General features: G+C 73.7%; 26 protein-coding genes and 1 riboswitch. Of the genes, 16 read left to right on the top strand and 10 right to left on the bottom strand.

Features of this window, described 5'->3' with window-relative positions; genetic code table 11:
• Window positions 1-61: 61 nt before the first annotated feature.
• The 6 genes from Ae150APs1_RS31940 to Ae150APs1_RS07440 form a co-directional block, all read right to left on the bottom strand.
• Entirely contained in the window at window positions 62-199 is a 138-nt protein-coding gene (locus Ae150APs1_RS31940) for a hypothetical protein (protein ID WP_010226157.1), read from the bottom strand.
• Between the two features lie 242 nt (window positions 200-441).
• Window positions 442-1,743 (bottom strand): GTP-binding protein, encoded by a 1,302-nt coding sequence (locus tag Ae150APs1_RS07460; RefSeq protein ID WP_075296610.1) that lies wholly within the window; start codon window positions 1,741-1,743, stop codon window positions 442-444.
• Window positions 1,743-2,657 carry a sulfate adenylyltransferase subunit CysD gene (cysD, locus tag Ae150APs1_RS07455; RefSeq protein ID WP_010226161.1) on the bottom strand — a complete coding sequence of 305 codons (915 nt, stop codon included), beginning with the start codon at window positions 2,655-2,657 and terminating at the stop codon, window positions 1,743-1,745. Before cysD ends, Ae150APs1_RS07460 begins: the two co-directional genes overlap by 1 nt.
• A 28-nt stretch (window positions 2,658-2,685) precedes the next feature.
• On the bottom strand, window positions 2,686-3,390 hold the full coding sequence (locus Ae150APs1_RS07450; RefSeq protein ID WP_075296608.1) for a phosphoadenylyl-sulfate reductase: 705 nt from the start codon (window positions 3,388-3,390) through the stop codon (window positions 2,686-2,688).
• Complete coding sequence (locus Ae150APs1_RS07445; RefSeq protein ID WP_010226165.1) at window positions 3,387-3,569, bottom strand: hypothetical protein; 183 nt, start codon at window positions 3,567-3,569, stop codon at window positions 3,387-3,389. The genes Ae150APs1_RS07450 and Ae150APs1_RS07445 overlap by 4 nt, the downstream gene beginning before the upstream one ends.
• Complete coding sequence (locus tag Ae150APs1_RS07440; protein WP_060633682.1) at window positions 3,566-5,233, bottom strand: nitrite/sulfite reductase; 1,668 nt, start codon at window positions 5,231-5,233, stop codon at window positions 3,566-3,568. The genes Ae150APs1_RS07445 and Ae150APs1_RS07440 overlap by 4 nt, the downstream gene beginning before the upstream one ends.
• 283 nt (window positions 5,234-5,516) lie before the next feature.
• Here Ae150APs1_RS07440 and hemW point away from each other — a divergent pair, with 283 nt between their 5' ends.
• The 14 genes from hemW (at window position 5,517) to Ae150APs1_RS07370 (ending at window position 19,455) form a co-directional block, all read left to right on the top strand.
• The gene (hemW, locus tag Ae150APs1_RS07435) at window positions 5,517-6,686 is read left to right on the top strand and encodes a radical SAM family heme chaperone HemW (RefSeq protein WP_249266020.1); all 1,170 of its coding nucleotides are present in this window, start codon (window positions 5,517-5,519) and stop codon (window positions 6,684-6,686) included.
• A 103-nt stretch (window positions 6,687-6,789) separates the two neighbouring features.
• Window positions 6,790-7,809, top strand: coding sequence for a heat-inducible transcriptional repressor HrcA (hrcA, locus tag Ae150APs1_RS07430; RefSeq protein WP_010226172.1), 1,020 nt, complete (start codon window positions 6,790-6,792; stop codon window positions 7,807-7,809).
• 73 nt (window positions 7,810-7,882) lie between these two features.
• A complete protein-coding gene (gene dnaJ, locus Ae150APs1_RS07425; protein WP_010226174.1) occupies window positions 7,883-9,055 on the top strand; it encodes a molecular chaperone DnaJ in 1,173 nt (390 codons plus the stop codon).
• A gap of 19 nt (window positions 9,056-9,074) precedes the next feature.
• On the top strand, window positions 9,075-9,830 hold the full coding sequence (locus tag Ae150APs1_RS07420; protein ID WP_075296606.1) for a 16S rRNA (uracil(1498)-N(3))-methyltransferase: 756 nt from the start codon (window positions 9,075-9,077) through the stop codon (window positions 9,828-9,830).
• 390 nt (window positions 9,831-10,220) lie between these two features.
• A complete protein-coding gene (locus Ae150APs1_RS07415; protein WP_283160238.1) occupies window positions 10,221-11,153 on the top strand; it encodes an alpha/beta hydrolase in 933 nt (310 codons plus the stop codon).
• Between the two features lie 88 nt (window positions 11,154-11,241).
• Entirely contained in the window at window positions 11,242-12,357 is a 1,116-nt protein-coding gene (locus Ae150APs1_RS07410) for a PhoH family protein (RefSeq protein WP_075296604.1), read from the top strand.
• Between the two features lie 136 nt (window positions 12,358-12,493).
• Complete coding sequence (ybeY, locus tag Ae150APs1_RS07405; protein WP_075296602.1) at window positions 12,494-13,039, top strand: rRNA maturation RNase YbeY; 546 nt, start codon at window positions 12,494-12,496, stop codon at window positions 13,037-13,039.
• A 49-nt stretch (window positions 13,040-13,088) separates the two neighbouring features.
• Entirely contained in the window at window positions 13,089-14,525 is a 1,437-nt protein-coding gene (locus tag Ae150APs1_RS07400; protein ID WP_075296600.1) for a hemolysin family protein, read from the top strand.
• Between the two features lie 112 nt (window positions 14,526-14,637).
• Window positions 14,638-15,870 (top strand): L-2-hydroxyglutarate oxidase, encoded by a 1,233-nt coding sequence (gene lhgO / locus Ae150APs1_RS07395; protein ID WP_075296598.1) that lies wholly within the window; start codon window positions 14,638-14,640, stop codon window positions 15,868-15,870.
• A complete protein-coding gene (gene era / locus Ae150APs1_RS07390; RefSeq protein ID WP_010226189.1) occupies window positions 15,867-16,772 on the top strand; it encodes a GTPase Era in 906 nt (301 codons plus the stop codon). The genes lhgO and era overlap by 4 nt, the downstream gene beginning before the upstream one ends.
• Before the next feature lie 20 nt (window positions 16,773-16,792).
• Window positions 16,793-17,593 (top strand): DNA repair protein RecO, encoded by an 801-nt coding sequence (gene recO / locus Ae150APs1_RS07385; RefSeq protein ID WP_075296596.1) that lies wholly within the window; start codon window positions 16,793-16,795, stop codon window positions 17,591-17,593.
• Between the two features lie 249 nt (window positions 17,594-17,842).
• Window positions 17,843-18,223 carry a hypothetical protein gene (locus Ae150APs1_RS07380; RefSeq protein WP_075296594.1) on the top strand — a complete coding sequence of 127 codons (381 nt, stop codon included), beginning with the start codon at window positions 17,843-17,845 and terminating at the stop codon, window positions 18,221-18,223.
• A 54-nt stretch (window positions 18,224-18,277) separates the two neighbouring features.
• Window positions 18,278-19,057: an isoprenyl transferase gene (locus Ae150APs1_RS07375; protein WP_075296592.1), complete on the top strand. Its 780-nt coding sequence runs from the start codon at window positions 18,278-18,280 to the stop codon at window positions 19,055-19,057.
• Window positions 19,054-19,455, top strand: coding sequence for a hypothetical protein (locus tag Ae150APs1_RS07370; RefSeq protein WP_010226197.1), 402 nt, complete (start codon window positions 19,054-19,056; stop codon window positions 19,453-19,455). Before Ae150APs1_RS07375 ends, Ae150APs1_RS07370 begins: the two co-directional genes overlap by 4 nt.
• A 48-nt stretch (window positions 19,456-19,503) precedes the next feature.
• Here Ae150APs1_RS07370 and Ae150APs1_RS07365 read toward each other — a convergent pair whose 3' ends face one another.
• Window positions 19,504-19,839: a DUF2795 domain-containing protein gene (locus Ae150APs1_RS07365; protein WP_075296590.1), complete on the bottom strand. Its 336-nt coding sequence runs from the start codon at window positions 19,837-19,839 to the stop codon at window positions 19,504-19,506.
• A 90-nt stretch (window positions 19,840-19,929) separates the two neighbouring features.
• Window positions 19,930-20,589, bottom strand: a complete 660-nt coding sequence (locus Ae150APs1_RS07360) for a hypothetical protein (protein WP_010226200.1) — start codon at window positions 20,587-20,589, stop codon at window positions 19,930-19,932.
• Between the two features lie 148 nt (window positions 20,590-20,737).
• Window positions 20,738-20,851: riboswitch (SAM riboswitch) on the top strand.
• A 49-nt stretch (window positions 20,852-20,900) separates the two neighbouring features.
• On the opposite strand from Ae150APs1_RS07360, the gene Ae150APs1_RS07355 reads away from it, so the two are divergent.
• Window positions 20,901-22,229 carry an aminotransferase class V-fold PLP-dependent enzyme gene (locus Ae150APs1_RS07355; RefSeq protein ID WP_075296588.1) on the top strand — a complete coding sequence of 443 codons (1,329 nt, stop codon included), beginning with the start codon at window positions 20,901-20,903 and terminating at the stop codon, window positions 22,227-22,229.
• An 18-nt stretch (window positions 22,230-22,247) separates the two neighbouring features.
• On the opposite strand, the gene Ae150APs1_RS07350 is transcribed toward Ae150APs1_RS07355, so the two are convergent.
• The gene (locus Ae150APs1_RS07350; protein ID WP_010226204.1) at window positions 22,248-22,697 is read right to left on the bottom strand and encodes a Fur family transcriptional regulator; all 450 of its coding nucleotides are present in this window, start codon (window positions 22,695-22,697) and stop codon (window positions 22,248-22,250) included.
• Complete coding sequence (locus Ae150APs1_RS07345) at window positions 22,694-23,062, bottom strand: metalloregulator ArsR/SmtB family transcription factor (protein WP_010226206.1); 369 nt, start codon at window positions 23,060-23,062, stop codon at window positions 22,694-22,696. The genes Ae150APs1_RS07350 and Ae150APs1_RS07345 overlap by 4 nt, the downstream gene beginning before the upstream one ends.
• Window positions 23,063-23,165: 103 nt before the next feature.
• On the opposite strand from Ae150APs1_RS07345, the gene Ae150APs1_RS07340 reads away from it, so the two are divergent.
• Window positions 23,166-23,498, top strand: coding sequence for an antibiotic biosynthesis monooxygenase (locus Ae150APs1_RS07340; RefSeq protein WP_010226208.1), 333 nt, complete (start codon window positions 23,166-23,168; stop codon window positions 23,496-23,498).
• Window positions 23,499-24,065 lie beyond the last annotated feature (567 nt).

Here is a 24,065-nt window from a genome sequence, read left to right as displayed (position 1 = left end):
GCCCGGTCGACGGCAGGTCAGGGCCTGCGGGACCGGCGGTGGTGTCCGGACAGCGGCGTGATCAGCAGCCGCGACAGAACTCGTCGAAGGCGTCCAGTCGACGGGACGGCCAGAACCGCTCCAGGTGCGCGACGAGGTGCCGCGACGCCGCGGGGTGCGAGGCCGACGCGGGGGTCGGGTCTGCGCGGCGCTCGGTCACCCCACCATCGTGAAACGCCGACCCGGTCGGGACAACCGGTCGTCTGCGCTGCGGGACGGCGTCGAACCTGTACGGACACCTCGTGTCGCACGCCTCTGACCAGCGACGACGCGGTCGTCGGTCGGTGTGGGCCTCCCACTCGGCGGGCCGGGGTGGTCCATCCCACTCGCCCGGCGCCCCGGGCGCCCACGACGACGGCGCCCGCACCGCGAGGTACGGGGGCCGTGGACGGTCGGCGGGCGTCAGCCCGTCGCGGCGGGGACCGAGGCGAGCGGGTCCCCGACCAGGCCGGCGGCGAGCGTGTTGCCGGTCGGCGGGTCGATCAGGACGAAGCCACCGGTCGTCCGGATCCGGGCGTAGGGATCGACCGGCAGCGGGTCGGCGACCCGCAGGCTCACCCGGCCGATGTCGTTGATCTCCAGCTGTTCCGGTGCGCCGGTGTAGGACACCGTCTCGGTGTCCAGCCGGGACACCAGCCCGCCGACGATCACCTGGGTGGTGCGGGTGCCGTGCTTGAGCAGCAGCCGCGCCCCCGGGACCAGCGGCTTCTCGGCGAGCCAGCACAGCGTCGCGTCGACCTCGGAGGTGACCTCCGGGGCGTCGTACGCCGCCGCGATCAGCGCGCCGCGCGGGGCGTCGATGTCGTCGGTGAGCAGGACCGTGACCGAGAGGCCGGCGCCGGCGGCGTCGAGCGGGCCGTCGGCGGTGCGCACCTCGGCGACCGTGGTGCGGTGCCCCTCCGGCAGGACGACGACATCGTCGCCGGCCCGCACCGTGCCCGAGGCGACCTGGCCGGCGTAGCCCCGGTAGTCGTGCAGGTCGTCCGTCCGGGGACGGATCACGTACTGCACCGGCAGCCGGAACGGGGCGTCGGCGTCGGGCCCGTCGACGGGGACCGACTCCAGGTGCTCCAGCAGCGTCGGTCCCTCGTACCAGGGGGTGTTCGCGCTGCTGGAGGCGACGTTGTCACCGACCAGCGCCGAGACCGGGATGACCTCGACGGTGCTCTCGTCGAAGCCCAGCGAGCGGGTGAGCTCGGTGAACTCGGTCGCGATGTCGCGGATCTTGGCCTCGTCGTAGTCGATGAGGTCGATCTTGTTGATCGCGAGGACGAGACGCGGCACCCGCAGCAACGACAGCACCGCGGCGTGCCGGCGGGTCTGGGAGACGACGCCGTTGCGGGCGTCGACCAGCAGCACCGCCAGCTCCGCGGTCGAGGCACCGGTGACGGTGTTGCGGGTGTACTGCACGTGGCCCGGGGTGTCGGCGAGCACGAACTCCCGGGTCGGGGTGCCGAAGTACCGGTACGCGACGTCGATCGTGATGCCCTGCTCGCGCTCCGCGCGCAGGCCGTCGACGAGCAGCGACAGGTCCGGTGTGGTCATGCCCTTGTCGACCGAGGCGCGCTCGACGGCCTCGATCTGGTCGGCGAGCACGGACTTCGTGTCGTAGAGCAGGCGTCCGACGAGAGTGGACTTGCCGTCGTCGACGGAGCCCGCCGTGGCGAAGCGCAGGAGGTCCCGCGGGTTGGCCGAGTCGACCATCAGAAGTAGCCCTCCTTCTTGCGGTCCTCCATGGCGGCCTCGGAGAGCCGGTCGTCGGCCCGGGTGGCGCCGCGCTCGGTGAGTCGCGACGCGGTGACCTCGGCGATCACCTCGTCCAGGGTGGTCGCCGTCGACTCGACGGCGCCGGTGCAGGAGCCGTCACCGACGGTCCGGTAGCGGACCGTGCGCGACTCCAGGGACTCGCCGTCGCGCGGGCCGCCCCACGGCCCCTCGGCGAGCCACATGCCGTCGCGCCGGAAGACCTCGCGGTCGTGGGCGTAGTAGATCGACGGCAGCTCGATGCCCTCGCGCCGGATGTAGCGCCAGACGTCGAGCTCGGTCCAGTTCGAGATCGGGAAGACGCGGACGTGCTCGCCGGGGGCGTGCCGTCCGTTGTAGAGGTTCCACAGCTCCGGGCGCTGCTTGCGCGGGTCCCAGCGGCCGAACGCGTCGCGCAGCGACATGATCCGCTCCTTGGCGCGGGCGCGTTCCTCGTCCCGGCGGCCACCGCCGAACACGGCGTCGAAGCGGTGTTCGGTGATCGCGTCGAGCAGCGGCTGGGTCTGCAGCGGGTTGCGGGTCCCGTCGGCGCGCTCGACCAGCCGGCCGTCCGCCAGGTAGTCCTCGACCCGGGCCACCTCGAGCCGCAGGTTCAGCTGCGCGGCGATCCGGTCCCGGAACTCGATGACCTCCGGGTAGTTGTGCCCGGTGTCGACGTGCAGCAGCGGGAACGGGACGGGCGCCGGCGCGAACGCCTTCGCCGCCAGGTGCACCAGCAGCGTCGAGTCCTTGCCACCGGAGAACAGGATCACCGGCCGGTCGAACTCGCCGGCGACCTCGCGGAAGACGTGGATCGCCTCCGACTCGAGCGCGTCGAGCGCGTCCAGCTTCGGTGTCGTGACAGCGGCGGTCACGTCAGCTCCCTCGTAGAAGTGGGGGTGGTCATGCGTGCAGGCCGCACTCGGTCTTGGTCCGGCCCGCCCAGCGGCCGGAACGCGGGTCCTCGCCCGGCTTCGGCTTCACCGTGCAGGGCGCGCAGCCGATGCTCGGGTACCCGGCGTCGACCAGCGGGTTGACCAGGACGCCGTGCTCGGCCACGTAGCGGTCCATGTCCTCGTCGCTCCAGGCCGCGATCGGGTTGATCTTGACCAGGCCGAACTTGTCGTCGTAGGTGATCAGCGGGGTGTTCGCCCGGGTGGGCGCCTCCACCCGCCGGACGCCGGTGACCCACGCGTCGTACCTGGACAGGGTGTCCTGCAGCGGGGCGACCTTGCGCATCGCACAGCAGCGGTCCGGCTCGCGGGCGAACAGGTCCTTGCCGAACTCGGCGTCCTGCTCGGCGACGGACCGCTCGGCCTGCGCGTTCACGATCGTCAGCTCCGGGTAGACGGAGTCGACGGCGTCGCGGGTGCCGATGGTCTCGGCGAAGTGGTAACCCGTCTCCAGGAAGAGGATCCGCACGTCGGGCTTGGCCCGGTACGCCAGGTCGACGAGCGTCGCGTCCTGCATGTTGGACGCGACGATCAGCCGGTCGCCGAAGGTCTCCGCGGCCCACGTGAGCAGCTGCTGCGCGGTCGCGTCCGGGCCCAGCTCCTCGGCTCCGCGTTCCGCGGTCGCGCGCAGGTCGGTCTCCAGAGCAACACTCATGACTCCGCTCCTGAGGTCTCGGGCACGCCGATGCCGACGAACGTCACGACGAACGTGCGCAGGCATCCGGCACACCACCAGGCGGCACCGGGGACCTTCTCCGACCGCTCGGCCGGCCGGAGGTCCTCCTCGCCGCAGTACGGGCAGTAGAACGTGGCGGCACGCTCGGATCCGCTCACTTCAGATCAGCCTCCTCGGCCCGCAGCACCCACTGCGCGAACCGCTCGTCGCCGTCGCGCTGCGCGGCGAAGTTCCGGACGATCCGCTCGACGTAGGGGCCCAGCTCGGCGCTCGTCACCTTGAGGCCGCGGAGCTTCCGGCCGAACCCGGCGTCGAGGCCCAGCCCGCCGCCCAGGTGCACCTGGAAGCCCTCGACCTGGTTGCCGTCGGCGTCGGTGACGATCTGGCCCTTGAGCCCGATGTCGGCGACCTGGGTCCGGGCGCACGCGTTCGGGCAGCCGTTGAGGTGCAGCGAGATCGGGACGTCCGGGACGACGTCGGCGAGCCGCTTCTCCAGGTCCTCGACCAGCCGGATCGCGCGTTCCTTGGTCTCGACGATCGCGAGCTTGCAGAACTCGATGCCGGTGCAGGCCATCGTGGCGCGGCGCCAGGTCGACGGCCGCGCGGGCAGCCCGAGGTGGTTGAGGTCGGCGATCAGGCCGTCGAGCTTGTCGTCGGCCACGTCCAGCACGACGATCTTCTGGTACGGCGTGAACCGGATCCGGTCCGACCCGGCCCGCTCGGCCGCCTCGGCGACCGCGACCAGCGTGGTGCCGGAGACCCGCCCGGACGGCGGGGCGACGCCGACGTAGTTGCGGCCGTCCTTCTGCTTGTACACGCCGACGTGGTCGATCGGGCGCTCCGGGATCGCCGGCGCCGGGCCGTCGGAGAGCTTCTTCCCCAGGTACTCGTCCTCCAGCACCTGGCGGAACTTCTCCGGGCCCCAGTCGGCGATGAGGAACTTGATCCGGGCGCGGTGCCGCAGCCGGCGGTAGCCGTAGTCCCGGAAGACCTGGACGACGCCGTGCCACACGTCGGGCACGTCGGCGAGCGGCACCCAGACCCCGAGCCGCTGCGCGATCTTCGGGTTGGTCGACAGTCCGCCGCCGACCCACAGGTCGAAGCCGGGTCCGTGCTCGGGGTGCTCGACGCCGACGAAGGAGATGTCGTTGACCTCGTGCGCGACGTCCTGCTGCCAGGAGATCGCGGTCTTGAACTTGCGCGGCAGGTTCGACAGCTCGCGGTCGCCGATGAAGCGCTCGACGATCTCGTCGATCGCCGGGGTCGGGTCGACCACCTCGTCGGCGGAGACACCGGCCACCGGCGACCCGAGCACGACGCGCGGGCAGTCGCCGCAGGCCTCGGTGGTCTGCATGCCGAGCGGCTCGATCGTGTTCCAGATCGCGGGGACGTCCTCGACCCGGATCCAGTGGTACTGGATGTTCTCCCGGTCGGTGACGTCGGCGGTGTCACGGCCGTAGTCCCGCGAGACCTCACCGAGCGCACGGAGCTGCGCGACAGACACGGAACCACCGTCGAGGCGGACCCGCATCATGAAGTACTCGTCGTCCAGCTCCTCGGGCTCCAGGGCCGCGGTCCGGCCACCGTCGATGCCCGGCTTGCGCTGGGTGTAGAGACCCATCCAGCGGAAGCGGCCGCGCAGGTCGGCCGGGTCGATCGAGTCGAAGCCGCGCTTGGCGTAGATGTTCTCGATCCGGGAGCGGACGTTGAGCGGGTTGTCGTCGCGCTTGCTCCGCTCGTTGGGGTTGAGCGGCTCGCGGTGGCCGAGCTTCCACTGGCCCTGACCGCGTGTGCGGCCGGGTGCGGACGTCGTGGGCGCCATGTGGTGGGTGCTCCGGTGGTGTCGGGACCGGGCGCACTCCGGCCCGGGACAGGGCGGAACGCGGCCCGGGGAGAGAGGTGACAGGCCGTCAGGAGGGACGGCGACAGAGCGCGCTGCGGGTCCGGTTCAGGTCCACGTGGCGGCGGGCCACGAGGCGGAGACGGAGCGCGTGCACGTCGACCAGCATCGCACGGTGTCCGGACCGCGGCCAACGACGCGTCCGCATCCTGGGAGTGGGGTCACACCCGGGGCCGGGCGGGAACGGGTGGCACACTCGTCGGACGTGACCGCCGCGCCGCCCTTCGGGATCTACGTCCACGTGCCCTTCTGCGCGACCCGCTGCGGCTACTGCGACTTCAACACCTACACCGCCTCCGAGCTGGCGGGTGACGCGTCGTCGCCGGAGGGCTGGCTGGAGGCGGCCCGGCGGGAGATCGCACTGGCCGCCCGGACCGTCGGCGACCGCACGGTGGAGACGGTGTTCGTCGGCGGCGGCACGCCCTCGCTGCTCGGCGCGGACCGGTTGTCCGCGGTCATGGCGGCGATCCGGTCGGAGTTCCGGGTGGCACCGGGCTGCGAGGTCACCACCGAGTCGAACCCCGAGTCGACGTCGCCGGAGTTCTTCGCCGGGATCCGCGACGGCGGCTACACCCGCGTCTCGCTGGGGATGCAGTCGGCGGCCCGGCACGTGCTCGCCGTCCTGGACCGCACGCACACCCCCGGCCGTGCCGTCGACGCGGCACGGGAGGCCCGGGCCGCGGGGTTCGGGCACGTCAACCTGGACCTGATCTACGCGACCCCCGGCGAGACGGACGACGACCTGCGACGCTCGGCCGACGCCGTCCTCGAGGCGGGCGTCGACCACGTCTCGGCCTACGCGCTGATCGTCGAGGACGGCACCGCGCTCGCCCGCCGGGTCCGCCGCGGCGAGCTGCCCGCCCCGGACGACGACGTCGCCGCCACCCGCTACGAGCTGCTCGACGCGCGGCTGCGGGACGCGGGCCTGCGGTGGTACGAGGTGTCGAACTGGTCACTGCCCGGCGCCGAGTGCCGGCACAACCTGGGCTACTGGCGCGACGGCGACTGGTGGGGCGTCGGCCCCGGCGCGCACTCGCACCTGGCCGGGACCCGCTGGTGGAACGTCAAGCACCCGGCACGCTGGGCCGGGCTGCTCGCCGACGGCGCGGTCCCGGAGGCCGGCCGCGAGGAGCTGACCCCTGCCGAGCGGCACACCGAGAGCGTCATGCTGCGGCTGCGGCTGGCCGAGGGCATGCCGCTCGGCCTGCTCGACGACGGCGGACGGGCCGCCGCGTCCCGCGCCGCCGGTGAGGGGCTGCTGGAACCGGCCGCGCACGACGCCGGACGGGCCGTCCTCACCGACCGGGGACGCCTGCTGGCCGACCGGGTCGTGACCGACCTGCTGCTCGCCGAGGAGGGCCCGGTCCGGGTCTGAGACCGCCCCGGCCGGTCGCGGGTCCGGCCGTGGCGTCGTGGCGGCGCCTAGACTGGACGAGGTACACCGGGTGAGCGGGATGCGCCGGGGGAGGTGCGAGGAGATGAACGCCGACGAGCGGCGGTTCGCCGTGTTGCGGGCCATCGTCGCCGACTACGTGTCGACGCAGGAACCGGTCGGTTCCAAGGCGATCGTCGACCGGCACAACCTCGGTGTGTCGAGCGCCACCGTGCGCAACGACATGGCCGTCCTCGAGGAGGACGGGCTGATCGCGCAGCCGCACACGAGCGCCGGGCGGATCCCGACGGACAAGGGCTACCGCCAGTTCGTGGACCGCATCTCGCAGGTCAAGCCGCTGTCGACGGCCGAGCGGCGGGCCGTGCAGACGTTCCTGGACGGGGCCGTCGACCTCGACGACGTCCTGCGCCGGTCGGTCCGGCTGCTCGCGCAGCTGACCCGGCAGGTCGCCGTCGTCCAGTACCCGACGCTCACCCGGTCGACGGTGCGGCACCTCGAGGTCGTCCAGCTCACCCCGGCCCGCCTGATGCTGGTGCTGATCACCGACACCGGGCGGGTCGACCAGCGGGTGGTCGATCTCGGCGACGTGCTCGCCGAGGCCGACGTCGCCCGGCTGCGGGAGATCCTGGGCAACGCGCTGGGCGGGCGGAAGCTCGCCGAGGCCTCGGCCGCCGTCGCCGAGCTGCCCGACACGGGCCCGGACGACCTGCGCATGACACTCACCCAGGTGGCGACGGTGCTCATCGAGACCCTGGTCGAGCACCCCGAGGAGCGCATGGTGCTCGGGGGAACCGCGAACCTCACCCGCAGCAACGCCGACTTCCCCGGATCGCTGCGCCAGGTGCTGGAGGCGCTGGAGGAGCAGGTCGTGGTCATGCGGCTGCTCGCTGCCTCGCAGGACTCCGGCCTGGTCACGGTGCGGATCGGCGAGGAGAACGAGGCCGAGGACCTCCGCACGGCGTCGGTCGTCACCGTCGGGTACGGGGCGGGGACACCGCTGGGGGGCATGGGCGTCGTCGGGCCGACCCGGATGGACTACCCCGGCACCATCTCGGCGGTGCATGCGGTCGCGCGGTACGTGGGTGACATCCTGACGGGGCGCTGAAGAGCTGCGCCCGCAATGACGATCGGCACCACGGCAGTGGTGCGTCGAAGAAACCCAGAGGACGAGACACCAGGTGGCACGCGACTACTACGGGATCCTGGGCGTCGAGCACGGCGCCGACGCCTCGGAGATCAAGCGGGCGTACCGGAAGCTCGCCCGCGAGCTGCACCCCGACGTCAACCCGGACGCGGCGGCGCAGGAGCGGTTCCGGGAGGTCAGCACGGCCTACGAGGTCCTGACCGACCCGGAGAAGCGACGGATCGTCGACCTCGGCGGTGACCCGCTCGACCCACGCGGTGGCGCCGGAGGCGGTGCGGGCGGGGGCGACCCGTTCGCCGGATTCGGCGGCTTCAGCGACATCATGGACGCGTTCTTCGGCGGTTCGGCCGCCGGCGGACGCGGGCGGGGACCGCGCAGCCGGGTGCAGCCCGGCGCCGACGCCCTGATCCGGATGGAGCTGACGCTCGAGGACTGCGCCGCGGGCATCCAGCGCGACCTGACCGTCGACACCGCGGTGCTGTGCACCCTGTGCCAGGGCTCCGGCTGCGCGGAGGGCACCCACCCGACCGCCTGCGACACCTGCGGCGGGTCCGGTGAGATCCAGAGCGTCCAGCGGTCGTTCCTGGGGCAGGTCGTCACGGCGCGCCCGTGCCCGACCTGCCGCGGGTTCGGCGAGGTGATCCCCGACCCCTGCCGGCAGTGCTCCGGCGACGGCCGGGTCCGCTCGCGGCGCACCGTGGCGGTCAAGATCCCGGCGGGCGTCGCCGAGGGAATGCGGGTCCGGCTCGCGGGCCAGGGCGAGATCGGTGCCGGTGGCGGCCCGGCCGGTGACCTCTACGTCGAGGTGGAGGAGGCGCCGCACGAGATCTTCACCCGCGACGGTTCGGACCTCCACTGCACGCTGCCGCTGCCGATGACGGCCGCCGCGCTCGGCACGACGCTGCCGCTGACCCTGCTCGACGGCGTCGTGCAGGAGCTCGACATCGAGGCGGGCACCCAGCACGGCACGATCCGCACGCTCCGCGGCAAGGGGATGCCCCGGCTGCGGTCCACCGGACGGGTCGACGGCCACGGCGACCTGCTCGTGCACGTCGAGGTCGCGGTCCCGGCCCGCCTGGACAAGGAGCAGACCGACCTCCTCCGCCAGCTCGCGAAGCTGCGCGGCGAGGAGCAGCCCGATCTCGTCGGGGGCGCCCGCAACGGGCACGGCCTGTTCTCCCGGCTCCGCGACACCTGGGGACGCTGACGGTGCGGGCCGGCGACCGGTGACCACGGCGCCGCTGTTCCTGGTCGACGACGTGGGCGCCCTCCCCGGCCCCGGCGGCAGGACGCTGCTGGACGGGCCGGAGGGCCGGCACGCCGCGACGGTGCGCCGGCTCCGCCCCGGCGAGGCACTGGTGCTGTCCGACGGCCGCGGGGGCCTCGCGCACGCCGAGGTCGTCGCCCCCGAGGGGAAGGACGCGCTCTCGCTGCGCGTCCTGGAGACGCTGCGGACCCCGCCGCCCGCGGTCCGGCTCGTCGTCGCGCAGGCGCTCGTGAAGGGCGACCGCGGCGAGCTGGCCGTCGAGACCGCGACCGAGGCCGGCGCCGACGGGATCCTGCCGTGGACGGCGTCGCGCTGCGTCGCGCGCTGGGACGACGGCCCGCGCGGCGCGAAGGCCCTGGCACGCTGGCGGTCGACGGTGCGGGAGGCCGCCAAACAGGCCCGGCGGCCCTGGCAGCCCGAGGTGGGCGACCCCGTCACGACCCGGCAGCTGGCCCGGCGGGTCGCCGACGCCGACGTGGCGCTGGTGCTGCACGAGTCCGCCGGCACCGGCCTCGCCGACGTCCCCCTGCCCGACGCGGGGGAGGTCCTGCTGGCCGTCGGCCCCGAGGGCGGGGTGGACGACCACGAGCTCGCCCTGCTCGCCGACGCCGGCGCCGTCCCGGTCCGGATGGGCCCCGAGGTGCTGCGCGCCTCGACCGCCGCCTGCGTCGCGCTCGGCGCGCTGGCGGTCCGGACCGGGCGCTGGAGCGGCTGAGCGGGTGTCACCGCCCGGGGCGCCCCCGAGGGGCTCCCGGCGAGGCCCCGAGGGGAGGACTTCTGCGAGATCGCTTCCCTGGGAAGCGATCTCGGAGTCCGGCTTCGGTCCTCGGGCCGTGCTCCCGGCGGTGGCGTGGGTCGAGTCCCGGGGCCGGTATCCCGGAGCCGGTGTCCTGAGCCGGTGTCCTGAACCGGTTGTCCCGAGGGGGACCGGGGTGGTCCTCCCGCGAGATCGCTTCCTCAGGCAGCGATTCCGGAGAAGGGCACGGCATCGCTCGGCGCTTCGTCGCCTGCGCTCCTGCCGACGGCTGCGCTCCTACGCCCGCCCGAGCCGCTACGCCCGCCGTTCCACTCGTCCTCGTCCCGATCACCTGCCATGATCCGCACCGTGCGTGATGCGGACCACAGCCGACGGATCGGTCGTCGTGACTTCGGGCTCCTCGTCGGTGGCGCCCTCGCGTCCCCGCTGCTCGCCGCGTGCGGTGGTGACAGCGGCGACGGTGGCGGCGGCGGGGACCGTGGCGGGGGCGGCTCCGCCGCGCCGACGACCGCCGCGCCCGCGCCCGAGCGGATCGCCTACGGCGGGCAGCCGGACCAGTTCGGGGAGCTCACCTTCCCACGGACCCGCGGGTTGCCACGGGCGACCGTCGTCGTGCACGGCGGTTTCTGGCGCACCGGGACCGACCTCTCGCTGATGCGGCCGATCGCGTCGGCGCTGGTCGCGGCCGGGTTCGTCACCTGGAACATCGAGTACCGGCGGGTCGGTAGCGGCGGTGGGTGGCCCTCCACGTTCGACGACGTCGCGCTCGCCACGGACCGGCTCGCGGAGGTCGGGAGCACCCGGATCGACCTGCGGCGGGTGTTCGTCCTGGGGCACTCCGCCGGTGGTCATCTCGCGGCCTGGCTGGCGATGCGGGCCCGGCTGGCACCGGGGGAACCGGGCGCTGCACCCGTCGTCCGGCCGGCCGGCGTGATCTCCCAGGCCGGGGTGCTGGACCTGGCGACGGCCCGGCGGAGCGGGGCCGACGGCGGCGCCGTCGCCGATCTCGTGGCGGCCACCCCGGCGAGCGACCCGGCGCGGTACCGGGCCACGAGCCCGGCGGAGGCGTTGCCGCTGGGGGTGCCGACAGTCTGCGTGCACGGCACAGCCGACGAGGTCGTGCCGATCGCGCAGAGCGAACGGTTCGTCGAGGCGGCGACGGCGGCGGGGGACCGGGCCGAGCTCGTGCGGGTCGACGGGGCCGACCACCTGCAGCTCATCGACGTCGCGCACCCGGCATGGACGGCCGCGCTCCGGGCGCTGGAGGGCCTGGCCGGATAGCCGGAATCCGCGGGTGACGGACGGTGCCCGGCGGGTACCATCGGCGGGCGCTCAGGCACACCGACTCCCGAGGCAGGCGATCGCACTCTTGACCGGCACCGAACCCGGCCCCGCATCCCGGACCGACCTGCGGTCCGACACCGATCAGGGCGGGACCGTCCGGTCGAGGATGGCCGTGCCGGACACCGCCCTGCTCGCCCTCCTCGGTTCCCGCGACGAGAGCCTGCGCGCCGCGGAGGAGGAGCTGGTCGCCGACGTCCACGTGCGCGGCAACGAGCTGACCCTCTCCGGGGAACCGGCCGACGTCGCGTTCGCCGAGCGGGTCTTCGCCGAGCTCATCACGCTCGCCGAGCGTGGCCAGCTGGTCGGCGCCGACACCGTGCGGCGCACCGTGTCGATGCTGTCCGACGCGGAGGCCCCCACTCGCGACCGGATCGGCGAGTCCCCGGCCGAGGTCCTCAGCCTCGACATCCTGTCCCGGCGCGGGAAGACGATCCGGCCGAAGACGCTCAACCAGAAGCGCTACGTCGACGCCATCGACTCGCACACGATCGTCTTCGGGATCGGCCCGGCCGGTACCGGCAAGACGTACCTCGCGATGGCGAAGGCCGTCCAGGCGCTGCAGGCCAAGCAGGTCAACCGGATCATCCTGACCCGGCCGGCCGTCGAGGCGGGTGAGCGGCTCGGCTACCTGCCCGGCACGCTGTTCGAGAAGATCGACCCCTACCTGCGGCCGCTCTACGACGCGCTGCACGACATGATCGACCCGGAGTCCATCCCGAAGCTGATGGCCGCCGGGACGATCGAGGTCGCGCCGCTGGCCTACATGCGTGGCCGCACCCTGAACGACGCGTTCATCATCCTCGACGAGGCGCAGAACACGACGCCCGAGCAGATGAAGATGTTCCTCACCCGGCTCGGCTTCGGCTCGAAGATCGTGGTGACCGGCGACATCACCCAGGTCGACCTGCCCGGCAGCTCCCGCTCCGGGCTCGCCGTCGTGCAGGACATCCTCGACGGCGTCGACGACGTGCACTTCTCGCACCTCGACAGCGCCGACGTCGTCCGGCACCGGCTCGTGTCCGACATCGTCGACGCCTACGCGCGGTTCGACGCAGTCTCCGAGCACCGGGCCGCCGTCGGCGGCGGGAACGGGGCACCCCGCAACGGCCCGCCGACCCGGCACGGCGGCCGCCGCCGGTGACGCACGGCGACCGTCGTGCCGACGCGCGGTGGTCGCTCCGGGCCCGGTGAGCGGGCCCCGCCGGGCCCGTTCGCGCGCCCGACTACGCTGGTCGCGACCAGACGGAACGAGACAGGTGGGTTGAGGCGGCGCCGGCGTGAGCATCGAGGTCGTCAACGAGTCCGGGATCGCGATCGACGAGGCACAGATCGTGTCGGTCGCCCGGTACGCGCTGGACGCGATGAAGGTGAACCCGGCCGCTGAGCTGGCGATCACCGCAGTCGCTCTGGACGCGATGGAGGACCTGCACGTCCGCTGGATGGACGAGCCGGGCCCGACGGACGTCATGGCGTTCCCGATGGACTCGCTCGCCGACGACGGCCGCCGCCCGGACGCCCCCGATCTCGGGCCCGCGCTGCTGGGCGACGTCGTCCTCTGCCCGGCGTTCGCCCGCGACCAGGCCCGCAAGGCCGGGCACACCCTGGCCGACGAGCTGCACCTGCTCACCGTGCACGGGATCCTGCACCTGCTCGGCTACGACCACCTCGAGCCGGACGACGAGCGCGAGATGTTCGCGCTGCAGAACCGGTTGCTGGTCCGCTGGAACGACGACCGGGCGAAGGTCCGGGCCCGTGACGCCCAGCGCCGCAGCGACGACCGCCTGATGGGGGCCGCCGGCTTCGAGGACGAACAGGGCCGGTGATCCGGCCCCTCATGACGCCGCACCCCGATCACGCCGCTCCGGAGGAGAAGTGACCACCGTCTGGCTGATCGTCACGACGATCCTGCTCGTACTGCTGGCCGGGGTGTTCGCCGCCGCGGACTCGGCCCTGATGTCGATCTCGCGGGCCCGGGTGGACGCCGTTGTCCGGGCCGGGCGTGCCGGTGGCCGGGCGCTCGCCGCCGTCGTCGCCGACCGTCCGCGGCACGTCAACCTGCTGATGCTGCTGCGGGTGACCTGCGAGACGGTCGCCGTCGTCCTGCTGGCGGTCGCGCTGGCCCCGCTGTTCTCCGCGCCGTGGATCGGCCTGGTGCTCACCGGCGTGATCATGGTGCTGGCCAGCTACGTCCTGATCGGCGTGGGCCCGCGGACGCTCGGGCGTCAGCACCCGTACCGGATCGGGCTGCTGCTCGCCGCCCCGATCCGCGCGCTCGGCACGGTGCTCTCGCCGCTGGCGTCGCTGCTGATCCTCATCGGCAACGCGATCACGCCGGGCCCCGGCTTCCGGGAGGGCCCGTTCTCGACCGAGGTCGAGCTGCGCGAGCTGGTCGACATGGCCAGCAACCGCGGCGTCGTCGACGAGGGCGAGCGCAAGATGATCCACTCGGTGTTCGAGCTGGGGGAGACCCCGGTCCGGGAGATCATGGTGCCGCGCCCGGACGTGATCTGGACCGAGCGCGACACCCCGGTCGACAAGGTGCTGCGGCTCGCGCTGAAGAGCGGCTACTCCCGCATCCCGGTGCTCGGCGAGGGCATCGACGACGTCATCGGCGTCGCCTACCTCAAGGACCTGGTCCGGGCCCGCGACGACGCGCAGTTCCGCGGCGCCCCGCAGAAGTCGCTGGTCGAGATCATCCGACCGGCGGCGTTCGTGCCGGACTCCAAGCGCAGCGACGAGCTGATGCGCGAGATGCAGCGCACCCGCAACCACATGGCCGTCGTCGTCGACGAGTACGGCGGCACGGCCGGTGTCGTCACGATCGAGGACATCCTCGAGGAGATCGTCGGCGAGATCACCGACGAGTACGACACCGAGGAGGTCCCGGAGGTCTCCGAGCTCCCCGAGGGGGCGTTCCGGGTCGCCGCCCGGGTGCCGGTCGAGGACCTCGAGGAACTCTTCTCCGGCCGGTTCCGCGGCACCCCGCGGGAGGACGAGCTGCGTGAGGCGCTGGAGGCGGCCGACGTCGACACGGTCGGTGGCCTGCTCGCCCAGCGGCTCGGCAAGGTCCCCCTGCCGGGGGCGACCGCCGAGGTGGAGGGCCTGCTGCGGCTGGAGGGCGAGGGCGGCAAGGACGCGCGCGGCCGCATCCGGATCACCTCGGTGCTGGTCAGCCCGCTGGTCCCGGCCGAGGACGACGACGCCGACGACGCGGGTGGATCCGGCACCGGCGGTCCCGACGGCGACGTCCCCGACCCGGTCGCCGGCGACCCGACCGAGCACACCGGCGACGCCGCACGCCGCGCATGACACCGCTCCCCGCGCCGGGAGCACGACGAGCTGGAGACGGACCCGCGACCCGCGGGCCGGAGGAGGAACCGATGGCTGCACGCACGTCCGCCCCGACCGTGGAGCGTGCCGCGTGACGGGGCTGCCCGCGACGCCGTCGCACGACCTGGTGGTCGTCGGCGGGGGGATCGTCGGGCTGGCCACCGCCTACGCCGCGACGCGGTCCGGGCTGTCGGTCGCCGTCGTCGAGCGGGAGTCCCGCCTCGCGAACCACCAGACCGGCAACAACTCCAACGTCATCCACTCCGGGCTCTACTACGCGCCCGGCGGGTACAAGGCACGCCTCGCCGTCGCCGGGTGTGCCGAGACGGTCGCGTTCTGCCGTGAGCACGACCTGCCGCACCAGGTGTGCGGGAAGCTCGTCGTCGCCACCGAGCCCGAGGAGCTGCCGCGGCTCGACGAGCTCGCCCGCCGCGGCGCGGCCAACGGCGTCGAGAACCACCGCCTCGACGAGAACGGGATCCGGGACTACGAGCCCGACGTCCGCGGGCTCGCCGCGCTGTGGGTGCCCTCCACCGGCATCTGCGACTACCGCTCGGTCGCCGAGAAGCTCGGCGAGCTGATCGAGAAGAACGGCGGCGAGGTGCACCTGGGCCGCACGGTGACCGGCTTCGCGCGGCGGCCGTCCGACGTCGTCGTGCGCACCGACCAGGGCGACCTGCTCGGCTCCCGGGTCGTGGTCTGCGGCGGGCTGCGCTGCGACGAGCTCGCGACGCTGGCCGGGGCCGACCCGGGCGTGCGGATCGTGCCGTTCCGCGGGGAGTACTCGGGCTTCTCCGAGCAGGCGGCCTCGCTGGTCCGCGGCCTGATCTACCCGGTTCCGGACCCGGCGTTCCCGTTCCTCGGGGTGCACGCGACCCGCGGCATCGACGGCCACGTGCACGCCGGCCCGAACGCAGTGCTGGCCATGGCCCGCGAGGGCTACTCCTGGGGCACGGTCAAGCCGAAGGAGCTGCTCGGCACGCTCACCTACCCGGGCATGATCAAGGTCGCGCAGAAGCACTGGCGGTACGGGATCGGCGAGGTCCGGCGCTCGCTCTCGAAGGAGGCGATGGTCCGCCAGATCCAGCGGATGCTGCCCGACGTGCGGGCCGAGGACCTGCATCCCGCCGGCGCCGGTGTCCGCGCGCAGGCGGTGAAGGCCGACGGCACCCTGGTCGACGACTTCCTGTTCCTCGACCAGCCGGGCCCGGCCGGCACCGGCGGTGCGGGCTCGATCCTGCACGTGCTGAACGCGCCGTCCCCGGCGGCGACGGCGGCCCTGCCGATCGGGCGCGAGATCCTGGACAGGCTGGGCGCGTCGTGACCGTCCCCCAGCCCGCCGGGACCTTCCGCTCCGGCTTCGCCTGCTTCGTGGGCCGGCCCAACGCCGGCAAGTCCACGCTGACCAACGCGCTGGTCGGCCAGAAGGTCGCGATCACCTCGTCGCGGCCACAGACCACCCGGCACACGATCCGCGGGATCGTGCACCGCCCGGACGCCCAGATCGTCCTGGTCGACACCCCCGGCCTGCACCGGCCGCGCACGCTGCTCGGGTCCCGGCTGAACGACCTGGTGCGCGAGACCTGGGCCGAGGTCGACGTCGTCGGGTTCTGCGTCCCGGCGAACGAGAAGGTCGGCAAGGGCGACCGGTTCATCGCCGAGGAGCTGCGGAAGATCGCGACGCACACGCCGGTGGTCGCGGTCGTCACCAAGACCGACCTGGCCCGCCCGGAGCAGGTCGCGGAGCGGCTCACCGAGGTCTCCGGGCTGATGGACTTCGCCGAGATCGTGCCGACCAGCGCGCAGTCCGGCTACCAGGTGCAGCTGCTGGCGGACCTGCTGGTCGCGCGGCTGCCGGAGGGCCCGCAGCTCTACCCGGACGGCGACCTGACCGACGAGCCGGAGGACGTGCTCGTCGCCGAGCTCGTGCGGGAGGCCGCGCTGGAGGGCGTGCGGGACGAGCTCCCGCACTCGATCGCCGTCGTCGTCGAGGAGACGATCGCGAAGAAGGACCTCCTGGAGATCTACGCGATCATCTACGTGGAGCGGTCCAGCCAGAAGGGCATCGTGATCGGCCGCGGCGGCGCCCGGCTCAAGCAGGTCGGCACCGACGCCCGCCGCCAGATCGAGAAGCTGCTGGGCACCCGGGTGCACCTGGACCTGCACGTGAAGATCGCGGAGGACTGGCAGCGGGATCCCAAGCAGCTGCGCAAGCTGGGCTTCTGAGCACGCTCTAGGCTGGGTGCATGGCCCAGCTCTACCGCGACACCGGTGTGGTGCTGCGCGTGCAGAAGCTCGGCGAGGCCGACCGGATCGTCACCATGCTGACGAAGCAGCGGGGCAAGATCCGGGTCGTCGCGAAGGGCGTCCGGCGCACCCGGTCCCGGTGGGGGGCGCGGCTGGAGCCGTTCAACCACGTCGACGTGCAGTGCTACACCGGCCGCACCCTCGACGTCGTCACCCAGGCGCAGACCGTCGACGCGTTCGCGCCCGCCGTCGTCGCGGACTGGTCGGCGTACTCGTGCGGCTGCGCGATCCTGGAGACCGCGGACCGGCTGGTGTCCGAGGAGGGCGAGCCGGCGCTGCGGGTGTACCTGCTGCTGCTCGGGGCGACGCGGGCGCTGGCCGACGGCGTCCGGGAACCCGCGCTGGTGCTCGACGCGTTCCTGCTGCGCGCGATGAGCCACGCCGGATGGGCGCCGTCGCTGTCGGAGTGCGCCCGGTGCGCGACGCCCGGGCCGCACCGGGCCTTCACCGTCGCCGGGGGCGGGATGGTGTGCCCGCGCTGCCGCCCGCCCGGCTCGGTCACCCCGGCGACGGAGACCGTGTCCCTGCTCGAGGCCCTGCTGCACGGTGACTGGGCGACCGCCGACGCCTCGGCGACGCCGAACCGGCGGGAGGCGAGCGGGCTGGTGGCCGCGTACCTGCAGTGGCACCTGGAACGGCAGCTGCGATCCCTGCCGCTGGTGGACCGCCGGGCCCGCACGCGGGAGCCGGAACCGGCCGTCCCCGCCGGTCCGGAGGCCCCGGACGCCGCCACCGACTGACCCGGCAGGCGGTACGTCGTGCGTCCGTCCGGCCGGATGCGTTGTGCGGCAGGGCCGCCGAAAGGCCGGACCGGGCCGACGAACGGTCCCACCCGCCGGCGCCGGTGTCCCGGTACCACCGCCGGTCGCGTTGCGTGTCGCACCCGCCGACTCCACCGGGTGAATCCCGTCGTGGGTGGGCGACCGGGCGCCGATCTCGTTACGATCCTGTGATCGACGGGACCCCAGCCCGTCGACGGAGAGGTAGTCGTGACCCGACCCCACACCCCGCGGGACGACGACGGACGAGCCGAGAGCACCACCCGCCGGCTCCCCGCGACGACCCAGCGGATCCCCGTCCCGCCGACCCAGCAGATCCCGGTGCGCACCGAGGTGCTGCCGGAGTCCCCGCAGGACGGTCCCACCCGCGCGATGCGCCAGGTCCGCACCCGCACCGACGACGGCGCCTGGCCCGCGATCCCGATGCTGCCGGTGATCCGGCCCGACGAGTCCGACCCGCTGTCCGAGTCCGACCGCGTCCGCGGGCACCGCGGGATGCGGGACCTGCGCGAGACGGTGGAGCGCCTGGAGGACTCGGAGGTCCCCGCCTGGCCCGAGCGCGAGGAGCCCGACGAGCAGTTCCGGATCTGAGCGGCCCGGGGCCTGCCGGGCGGTCCGGCCGGGCGGCGGACGTAGGGTGAGGTCGTGCCGTTCCAGCCCCCACCGCCGCACCCGTCCGGTGCACGGCCCCCGGCGATCCCACCGGAGCTGGTGCCGCGCCACGTCGCCCTTGTGATGGACGGCAACGGCCGCTGGGCCAACGCCCGCGGCCTGCCCCGCACGGAGGGGCACAAGCGCGGCGAGGCGTCCCTGATGGACGTCGCCCGCGGCTGCATCGACATCGGGGTGACGTGGCTGTCGGCCTACGCCTTCTCCACCGAGAACTGGCGCCGCAGCCCCGACGAGGTCCGGTTCCTGATGGGGTTCAACCGCGACGTCATCCGCCGCCGGGTCGACGAGATGCACGAGATGGGTGTGCGGGTCCGCTGGGCGGGCCGCCGCCCGCGCCTCTGGCGCTCGGTCATCAAGGAACTCGAGGTCGCGGAGGAGCGGACGAAGCACAACGACGTCCTCAACCTCACGATGTGTGTGAACTACGGCGGCCGCGCCGAGATCGTCGACTCGGTCCGGCACCTCGCGCGGCTCGCGGCCGAGGGGAAGATCAAACCGGACAGGATCGACGAGCGGATGCTCGCGCGGCACCTCGACGAGCCGGACATGCCCGACGTCGACCTGTTCGTGCGGTCGTCGGGGGAACAGCGGACGTCGAACTTCCTGCTCTGGCAGTCCGCCTACGCCGAGATGGTCTTCCTGGACACGCTGTTCCCGGACTTCGACCGCAGGCACATCTGGGAGGCGATCGAGATCTACGCGCGCAGGGACCGCCGCTTCGGCGGCGCCGTCGACAGTGCGGGGGCGTCATGACCGACACCGTGATCGAGGGCATGCTCGCGACCGCCCGCGCGGCGCTGGAGCGGTTCCACGACGTCCAGGTGGACGACGACGGCGCCCTCACCTTCGCGCACGGCGGGGTGCTGTGCGTGGTCCAGGGCACCGAGCTGGAGGAGGGCCTGCCGGTCCTCAACATCACCTGTGTCGTCGCCTGGGACCTGGCCGACGACGACGTGCCCCGCCGGGTCGGGACGGGTGTCGGCGAGGGGCTCTTCGGGACCCCGCGAGTGGTGCAGGGCGAGCACGGCTGGGACGTGACCCTGCGCTACGCGTTCCCGGCCGTCGGACTCGAGGAACAGCCGATGGGGACGCTGCTGATGCTCGTCGTGTCGTCGGCGTCGAGCATGCGCGCCGAACTCGTGGAGTCCTGAGCCGCCGCCCGGGACCGGGAGGTCACCGGACGGCGGCGTACCGGGCACTCACTTCTTGCGGTTGGTGCCCAGCTCCTCCTCGATCGGGTTGACCGGGTCGACGTCCTTGGTGGCCTCGGACAGGCCGCCGTGGGTGTGCTCGGTCCGCCGCTGCTTGCGGAGCTGCTCGGTCTCCTCCTCGGACTCGTCGGCGGTGTCGACCGCGGCGACGACGTCGGAGGCGGACCGGTAGTCCTCGGCCGGCACGGCGCGGATCGCCTCGGTCGTACGGGCGTCGGCCCCGTTGCGCTCGGCGCCGGCGGCCAGCTCGTCCTTGCCTGCCGGGAACGTCACCCCGTCCAGGGCGGCGTGGACGGCGTCGGGGGTGGTCGTGCGGGCGGTCATCCGGTCGTTCCTCCTCGGACGGTTCGTGCGTGTCCTGAGAGGTGTTGCCGCTGCGCGCCGTTCCATGCACGTCCGGGCCGGTGGATCACCTCACCCGGCGCCGGTCCCGCCGTCGCCGTCCCCGTCGTCCCCGCCGGACAGGTGCATGATCGGGAGTGCCGAGAGCTGCGCGGGGGACATGTCCCGCGCGACGCCGAGGACGTCGTTCTGCGACCTGGTCATCCGGGCGTCGACCAGCGCGGACAGGCCGTAGGCGACCCGGCCGAGCAGCCGGACCGTCGTCTCGTCGACCTGCGGGCGGGGCGTCGAGACGATCGCGACGCCCCGCGGGCTGCCGTCGTTCGACTGGGCCACGCCGATCGTGTACGACTCGCGCGGGTTCACGTGCCGCGACGCGTAGTGGTCCCGCAGGGTGAGCACCATGTCGTGGAAGGCCGTGACGTCGCCGTCCAGCTCCAGCTCCCCCAGGTCGTCCTTCGTCAGGGTCCTGGTCCGCCCGGAGAAGCACCGCACGTAGCCGGTGACGGCGCCGGTCCACAACGCCTCGACGAGTGCGGGATCGGACTCCACCCGCACCGGGCCGGACTCCGGGCCGCCGAGCGTGGTGACCAGGTGCTCGCAGCACCGCAGGACGTACTGCAGGTCGTCGAGGACGCCCGCCAGCTGGGCCAGCTCACCCGACTCCGGGACGTCGATCCGGCGTACCGATGTCGGCGCCGCGGGCGCACCGTCCTGCTGCGTGTCGGTCATCGTCGACCCACCTCCGAACGTCCGAAGCTCCGAATGCCCGACGCTAGCCGCGCGGGCGGGGGCACGGTGTCGCGTTATGAGACGTCCGGTGACGTGGCACGCACCGCGACCGGGTCCGGACGGCCGCGTGCTAGCGTCTCGGCCCGAAGGTCACGAGTGCCAGCGCGAAGCCCCGGCTTGCTGGCCGGCAACCCTCCTCCGCGGCGGGGTGCCCCGGGTGATGACCGGGCCGTCGCGACACCCGCGCCGGCAAGCGCGGATCCGAGCTCGCCGTACCGGGCTCCGGGTCCCCGAGATCCGGAGGCCGGATCATGACTGCTGCCCTGCTGCGCGACACCGTCGCCACCACCCGTACTACGCCCGCCGGCGCGCTGCCGCGCGTCGTCGGCGCCGACCTGACCGTCCCGCTGGTCGACGGCACCCACGTCCGCTACTGCGACCTCGACTCCGCCGCGTCGGCGCCCGCGCTCGAGGCGGTCGCCGCACACGTCGCCGAGGTGCTGCCCCGCTACGGCAGCGTGCACCGCGGCGCGGGTTGGACCTCGCGGATCTGCACCTCCCTGGTGGAGCGGGCCCGCACCGACGTCGCGCGGTTCGTCCGGGCCCGCCCCGGCGACGTCGTCGTGTTCACCCGGAACGCCACCGACGCACTCGGCCTGCTCGCCCGCGCCGTCCCCGGCCCCGTCGTGACCCTCGATCTCGAGCACCACGCGACGCTGCTGGCCTGGCGGCACTCCGAGCACCGCGTCGTCCGCGCCGGGCGGACCGTCGCCGCCACCCTGGACGCGCTGCGCGCCGAGCTCACCGCGCGGCCGGACGCGGCGCTGGTCGCCGTGACCGGCGCGTCCAACGTGACCGGTGAGCTGCTGCCGGTCGCCGACATCGCCGCGATCGCGCACGCGGCGGGCGCCCGGGTCTGCGTCGACGCCGCGCAGCTCGCCCCGCACCGGCGGGTCGATCTCGCGGGCTGGGGCGCGGACTACGTCGTGCTGTCCGGGCACAAGCTCTACGCCCCCTACGGCGCCGGTGTCCTGGTCGGACGCCGGGACTGGCTCGACGCCGCCGAACCGCACCTGGCCGGGGGCGGCGCGGTCCGCTCGGTCGCGGTCGACGGCGACACCACCCGTACGGAGTGGCTGCCCGCGCCGCAGCGGCACGAGGGCGGCACGCCGAACGTGCTGGGTGCGGCGGCGCTGGGCGCGGCCTGCCGGGAGCTCGAGCCGCTGATCGACGACGTCGTCCCGGCGCACGAGCGGGCGCTCGCGCAGCGGCTGCGAGCCGGTATCGCCACGGTGCCGGGTCTGCGGACCCTGTCCGCGTTCGACGACGCCGGCGACCGGACCGCCACCGTCTCCTTCACCCTGGGCGACCTGCCGGCCGGGCTGGTCGCGGCGGCGCTCTCGGCGGAGCACGGGATCGGCGTGCGCGACGGCCGGTTCTGCGCGCACCCGCTGCTGGACAGGATCACCGGGGGCGACGCGGTCCGCGCCTCGCTCGGGCTGCGCACGACCGCGGACGACGTCGACCGGCTGGTCGGGGCGCTGGACCGGCTGGCGCGGCGGGGGCCGTCCTGGACCTACGCGATCGTCGACGGCCGGTGGGCCCCGACGCCGGACCCGCGCCCGGACCTCCCCTGCTGAGGGACTCCTCGTGGCGGGTCAGGACTCGCGTGCGGCGGTGCAGCGCCCGCACAGCCCGAAGATCTCCAGGGTGTGCGACACCTCGGTGAAGCCGTGCTGCTCGGCGACGGACTGGGTCCACGACTCGACGGCGGGGCCCTCGATCTCGACGGCGGCGCCGCACCGGCGGCACACCAGGTGATGGTGGTGGTGCTCGGTCTCGCACCGGCGGTAGACGGCCTCGCCGGACGCGGTCCGCAGCACGTCGACCTCGCCGCCCTCGGCGAGCGTCTGCAGGGTCCGGTAGACCGTGGTCAGGCCGATGCCCTCGCCGGTGCGGCGGAGCTCCTCGTGGATCTCCTGGGCGGACCGGAAGTCCTCGATCCGGTCGAGCAGCGCCGTCACCGCGGCGCGTTGCCGGGTCGCCCGGATGCCGCGCGGACCGGCTGTCGACCGCGTCGGCCCGTCCTGCACCGCCTGGTCCGTCACGGGCCCTCCTCCACGTGTGCCACCGCGTCCACCACGATGTGCGCGAGATGATCGTCCACCAGCGAGTAGAGCACCTCGCGTCCCTTGCGCTCACCCTCGACCACGCCCGCCGACTTGAGCACCCGCAGGTGCTGGCTGATCAGCGGCTGGGCGACACCCAGCGCGTCGACCAGGTCGTGGACGCAGCGCGAGTGTTCCAGGAGCTGCAGGACGATCGCGATCCGGACCGGCGCGGCCAGCGCCCGCAGCAGGTCGCCCGCGGCGGCCAGGGTGCGTTGGTCACGGACGGGGCCCGGCTCGGGCGCGGGGTGGTGGTCCCCGGAGTGGTCGTCGGGGGCCCGAGTCGCCTCCGTCGCGGCTGACATCAGATGACCGTCCCGTCCCCGGGGGCGGCGGTCACACCCCCGGCACCGAAAGAGCAGTGCCGACCGCGCCCGACATGGTAGGCGTGTTCGTTATCGTCGCGGGGTGCTGCTGGTCTGCCGGTTCTCCGTGTCGCCCGCCGGTGCCGCCGGCTTCACCGCCCGCGCCGCCAGGGCCCTCGAGCTGCTGGCCGCCCAGCGGGGGTACCGCGGTGGTGAGGTGGGCCGTGCGATCGAGGACCCGGAACAGTGGGTGCTGACCGTCCGGTTCGACTCGGTCGACGCCTACCGCCGCGCCCTGGGCCCGTTCGCGGTCCGGGAACACGTGCACCCGCTGCTGGCCGAGGCGGACACGACCACCGAGGCGACCTACGAGACCCGCATCTCGGCACCCCCCGGCACGACGGTCACCCACCACCCGAGCCTCCTGACCGACTGACGCACCCTCGCCGCCCCGGCCCCGGCCCCGGCCCCGGCCCCAGCCCCGGTTGCGGCGCCGGCCCGTTCCCGGCGCGCCGCTCCGTCGAACCCGCCTCGGCAAGTGACGGATCCAGGCACTGACGGATCCCGGCGCCCACGGATCCCGGCGCCCACGGATCCCGGCGCCACCGAGGGCCCCGTTGCCGCCCAGGGACTCCAGAGCCCCGGCAACGCTCACGGGTTCCGGTGCCGCTCGCGCGATCGGGTGAGCGTCGGCGTATCTGGTGAGCGTGTGCGGATGCGGTGGATGGTGCGGCGCGCGGGATCTGGCGTCGCTCGCGGGTTCGGGCACCCTTCGCGGGGGTGGGCACCGCCCGCGGGGGTGGGCGGCGCTCACTTGATCGGGCGGCGCTCACGCGATCGGGTAAGCGTCGGCGGATCTGGTGAGCGTCAGCGGATCTGGTGGGCAGCGCGCCTCGCGAGTTCTGGCAACGCTCACGGGTTCTGGCAGCGCTCACGCGATCCGGCGACGCTCGCGGAATGTGGGGCGCTCGCGGAATGCGGGGGCGCTCACGCGATCCGGTGA

Source organism: Pseudonocardia sp. Ae150A_Ps1 (genome assembly GCF_001932315.1).
Lineage (GTDB): Bacteria > Actinomycetota > Actinomycetes > Mycobacteriales > Pseudonocardiaceae > Pseudonocardia.
This window is presented reverse-complemented; position numbering and strand designations above follow the sequence as displayed.

Bases quoted from the DNA above. Each gene is read 5' to 3' on its own strand.
- Ae150APs1_RS07345 (WP_010226206.1), bottom strand. From the start codon at position 23,062: ATGTCAGCCGCGACGGAGGCGACTCGGGCCCCCGACGACCACTCCGGG.
- Ae150APs1_RS07460 (WP_075296610.1), bottom strand. From the start codon at position 1,743: ATGGTCGACTCGGCCAACCCGCGGGACCTCCTGCGCTTCGCCACGGCG.
- Ae150APs1_RS07355 (WP_075296588.1), top strand. From the start codon at position 20,901: ATGACTGCTGCCCTGCTGCGCGACACCGTCGCCACCACCCGTACTACG.
- hrcA (WP_010226172.1), top strand. From the start codon at position 6,790: ATGAACGCCGACGAGCGGCGGTTCGCCGTGTTGCGGGCCATCGTCGCC.
- Ae150APs1_RS07450 (WP_075296608.1), bottom strand. From the start codon at position 3,390: ATGAGTGTTGCTCTGGAGACCGACCTGCGCGCGACCGCGGAACGCGGA.
- Ae150APs1_RS07440 (WP_060633682.1), bottom strand. From the start codon at position 5,233: ATGGCGCCCACGACGTCCGCACCCGGCCGCACACGCGGTCAGGGCCAG.
- Ae150APs1_RS07360 (WP_010226200.1), bottom strand. From the start codon at position 20,589: ATGACCGACACGCAGCAGGACGGTGCGCCCGCGGCGCCGACATCGGTA.
- recO (WP_075296596.1), top strand. From the start codon at position 16,793: ATGGCCCAGCTCTACCGCGACACCGGTGTGGTGCTGCGCGTGCAGAAG.
- Ae150APs1_RS07370 (WP_010226197.1), top strand. From the start codon at position 19,054: ATGACCGACACCGTGATCGAGGGCATGCTCGCGACCGCCCGCGCGGCG.
- Ae150APs1_RS07365 (WP_075296590.1), bottom strand. From the start codon at position 19,839: ATGACCGCCCGCACGACCACCCCCGACGCCGTCCACGCCGCCCTGGAC.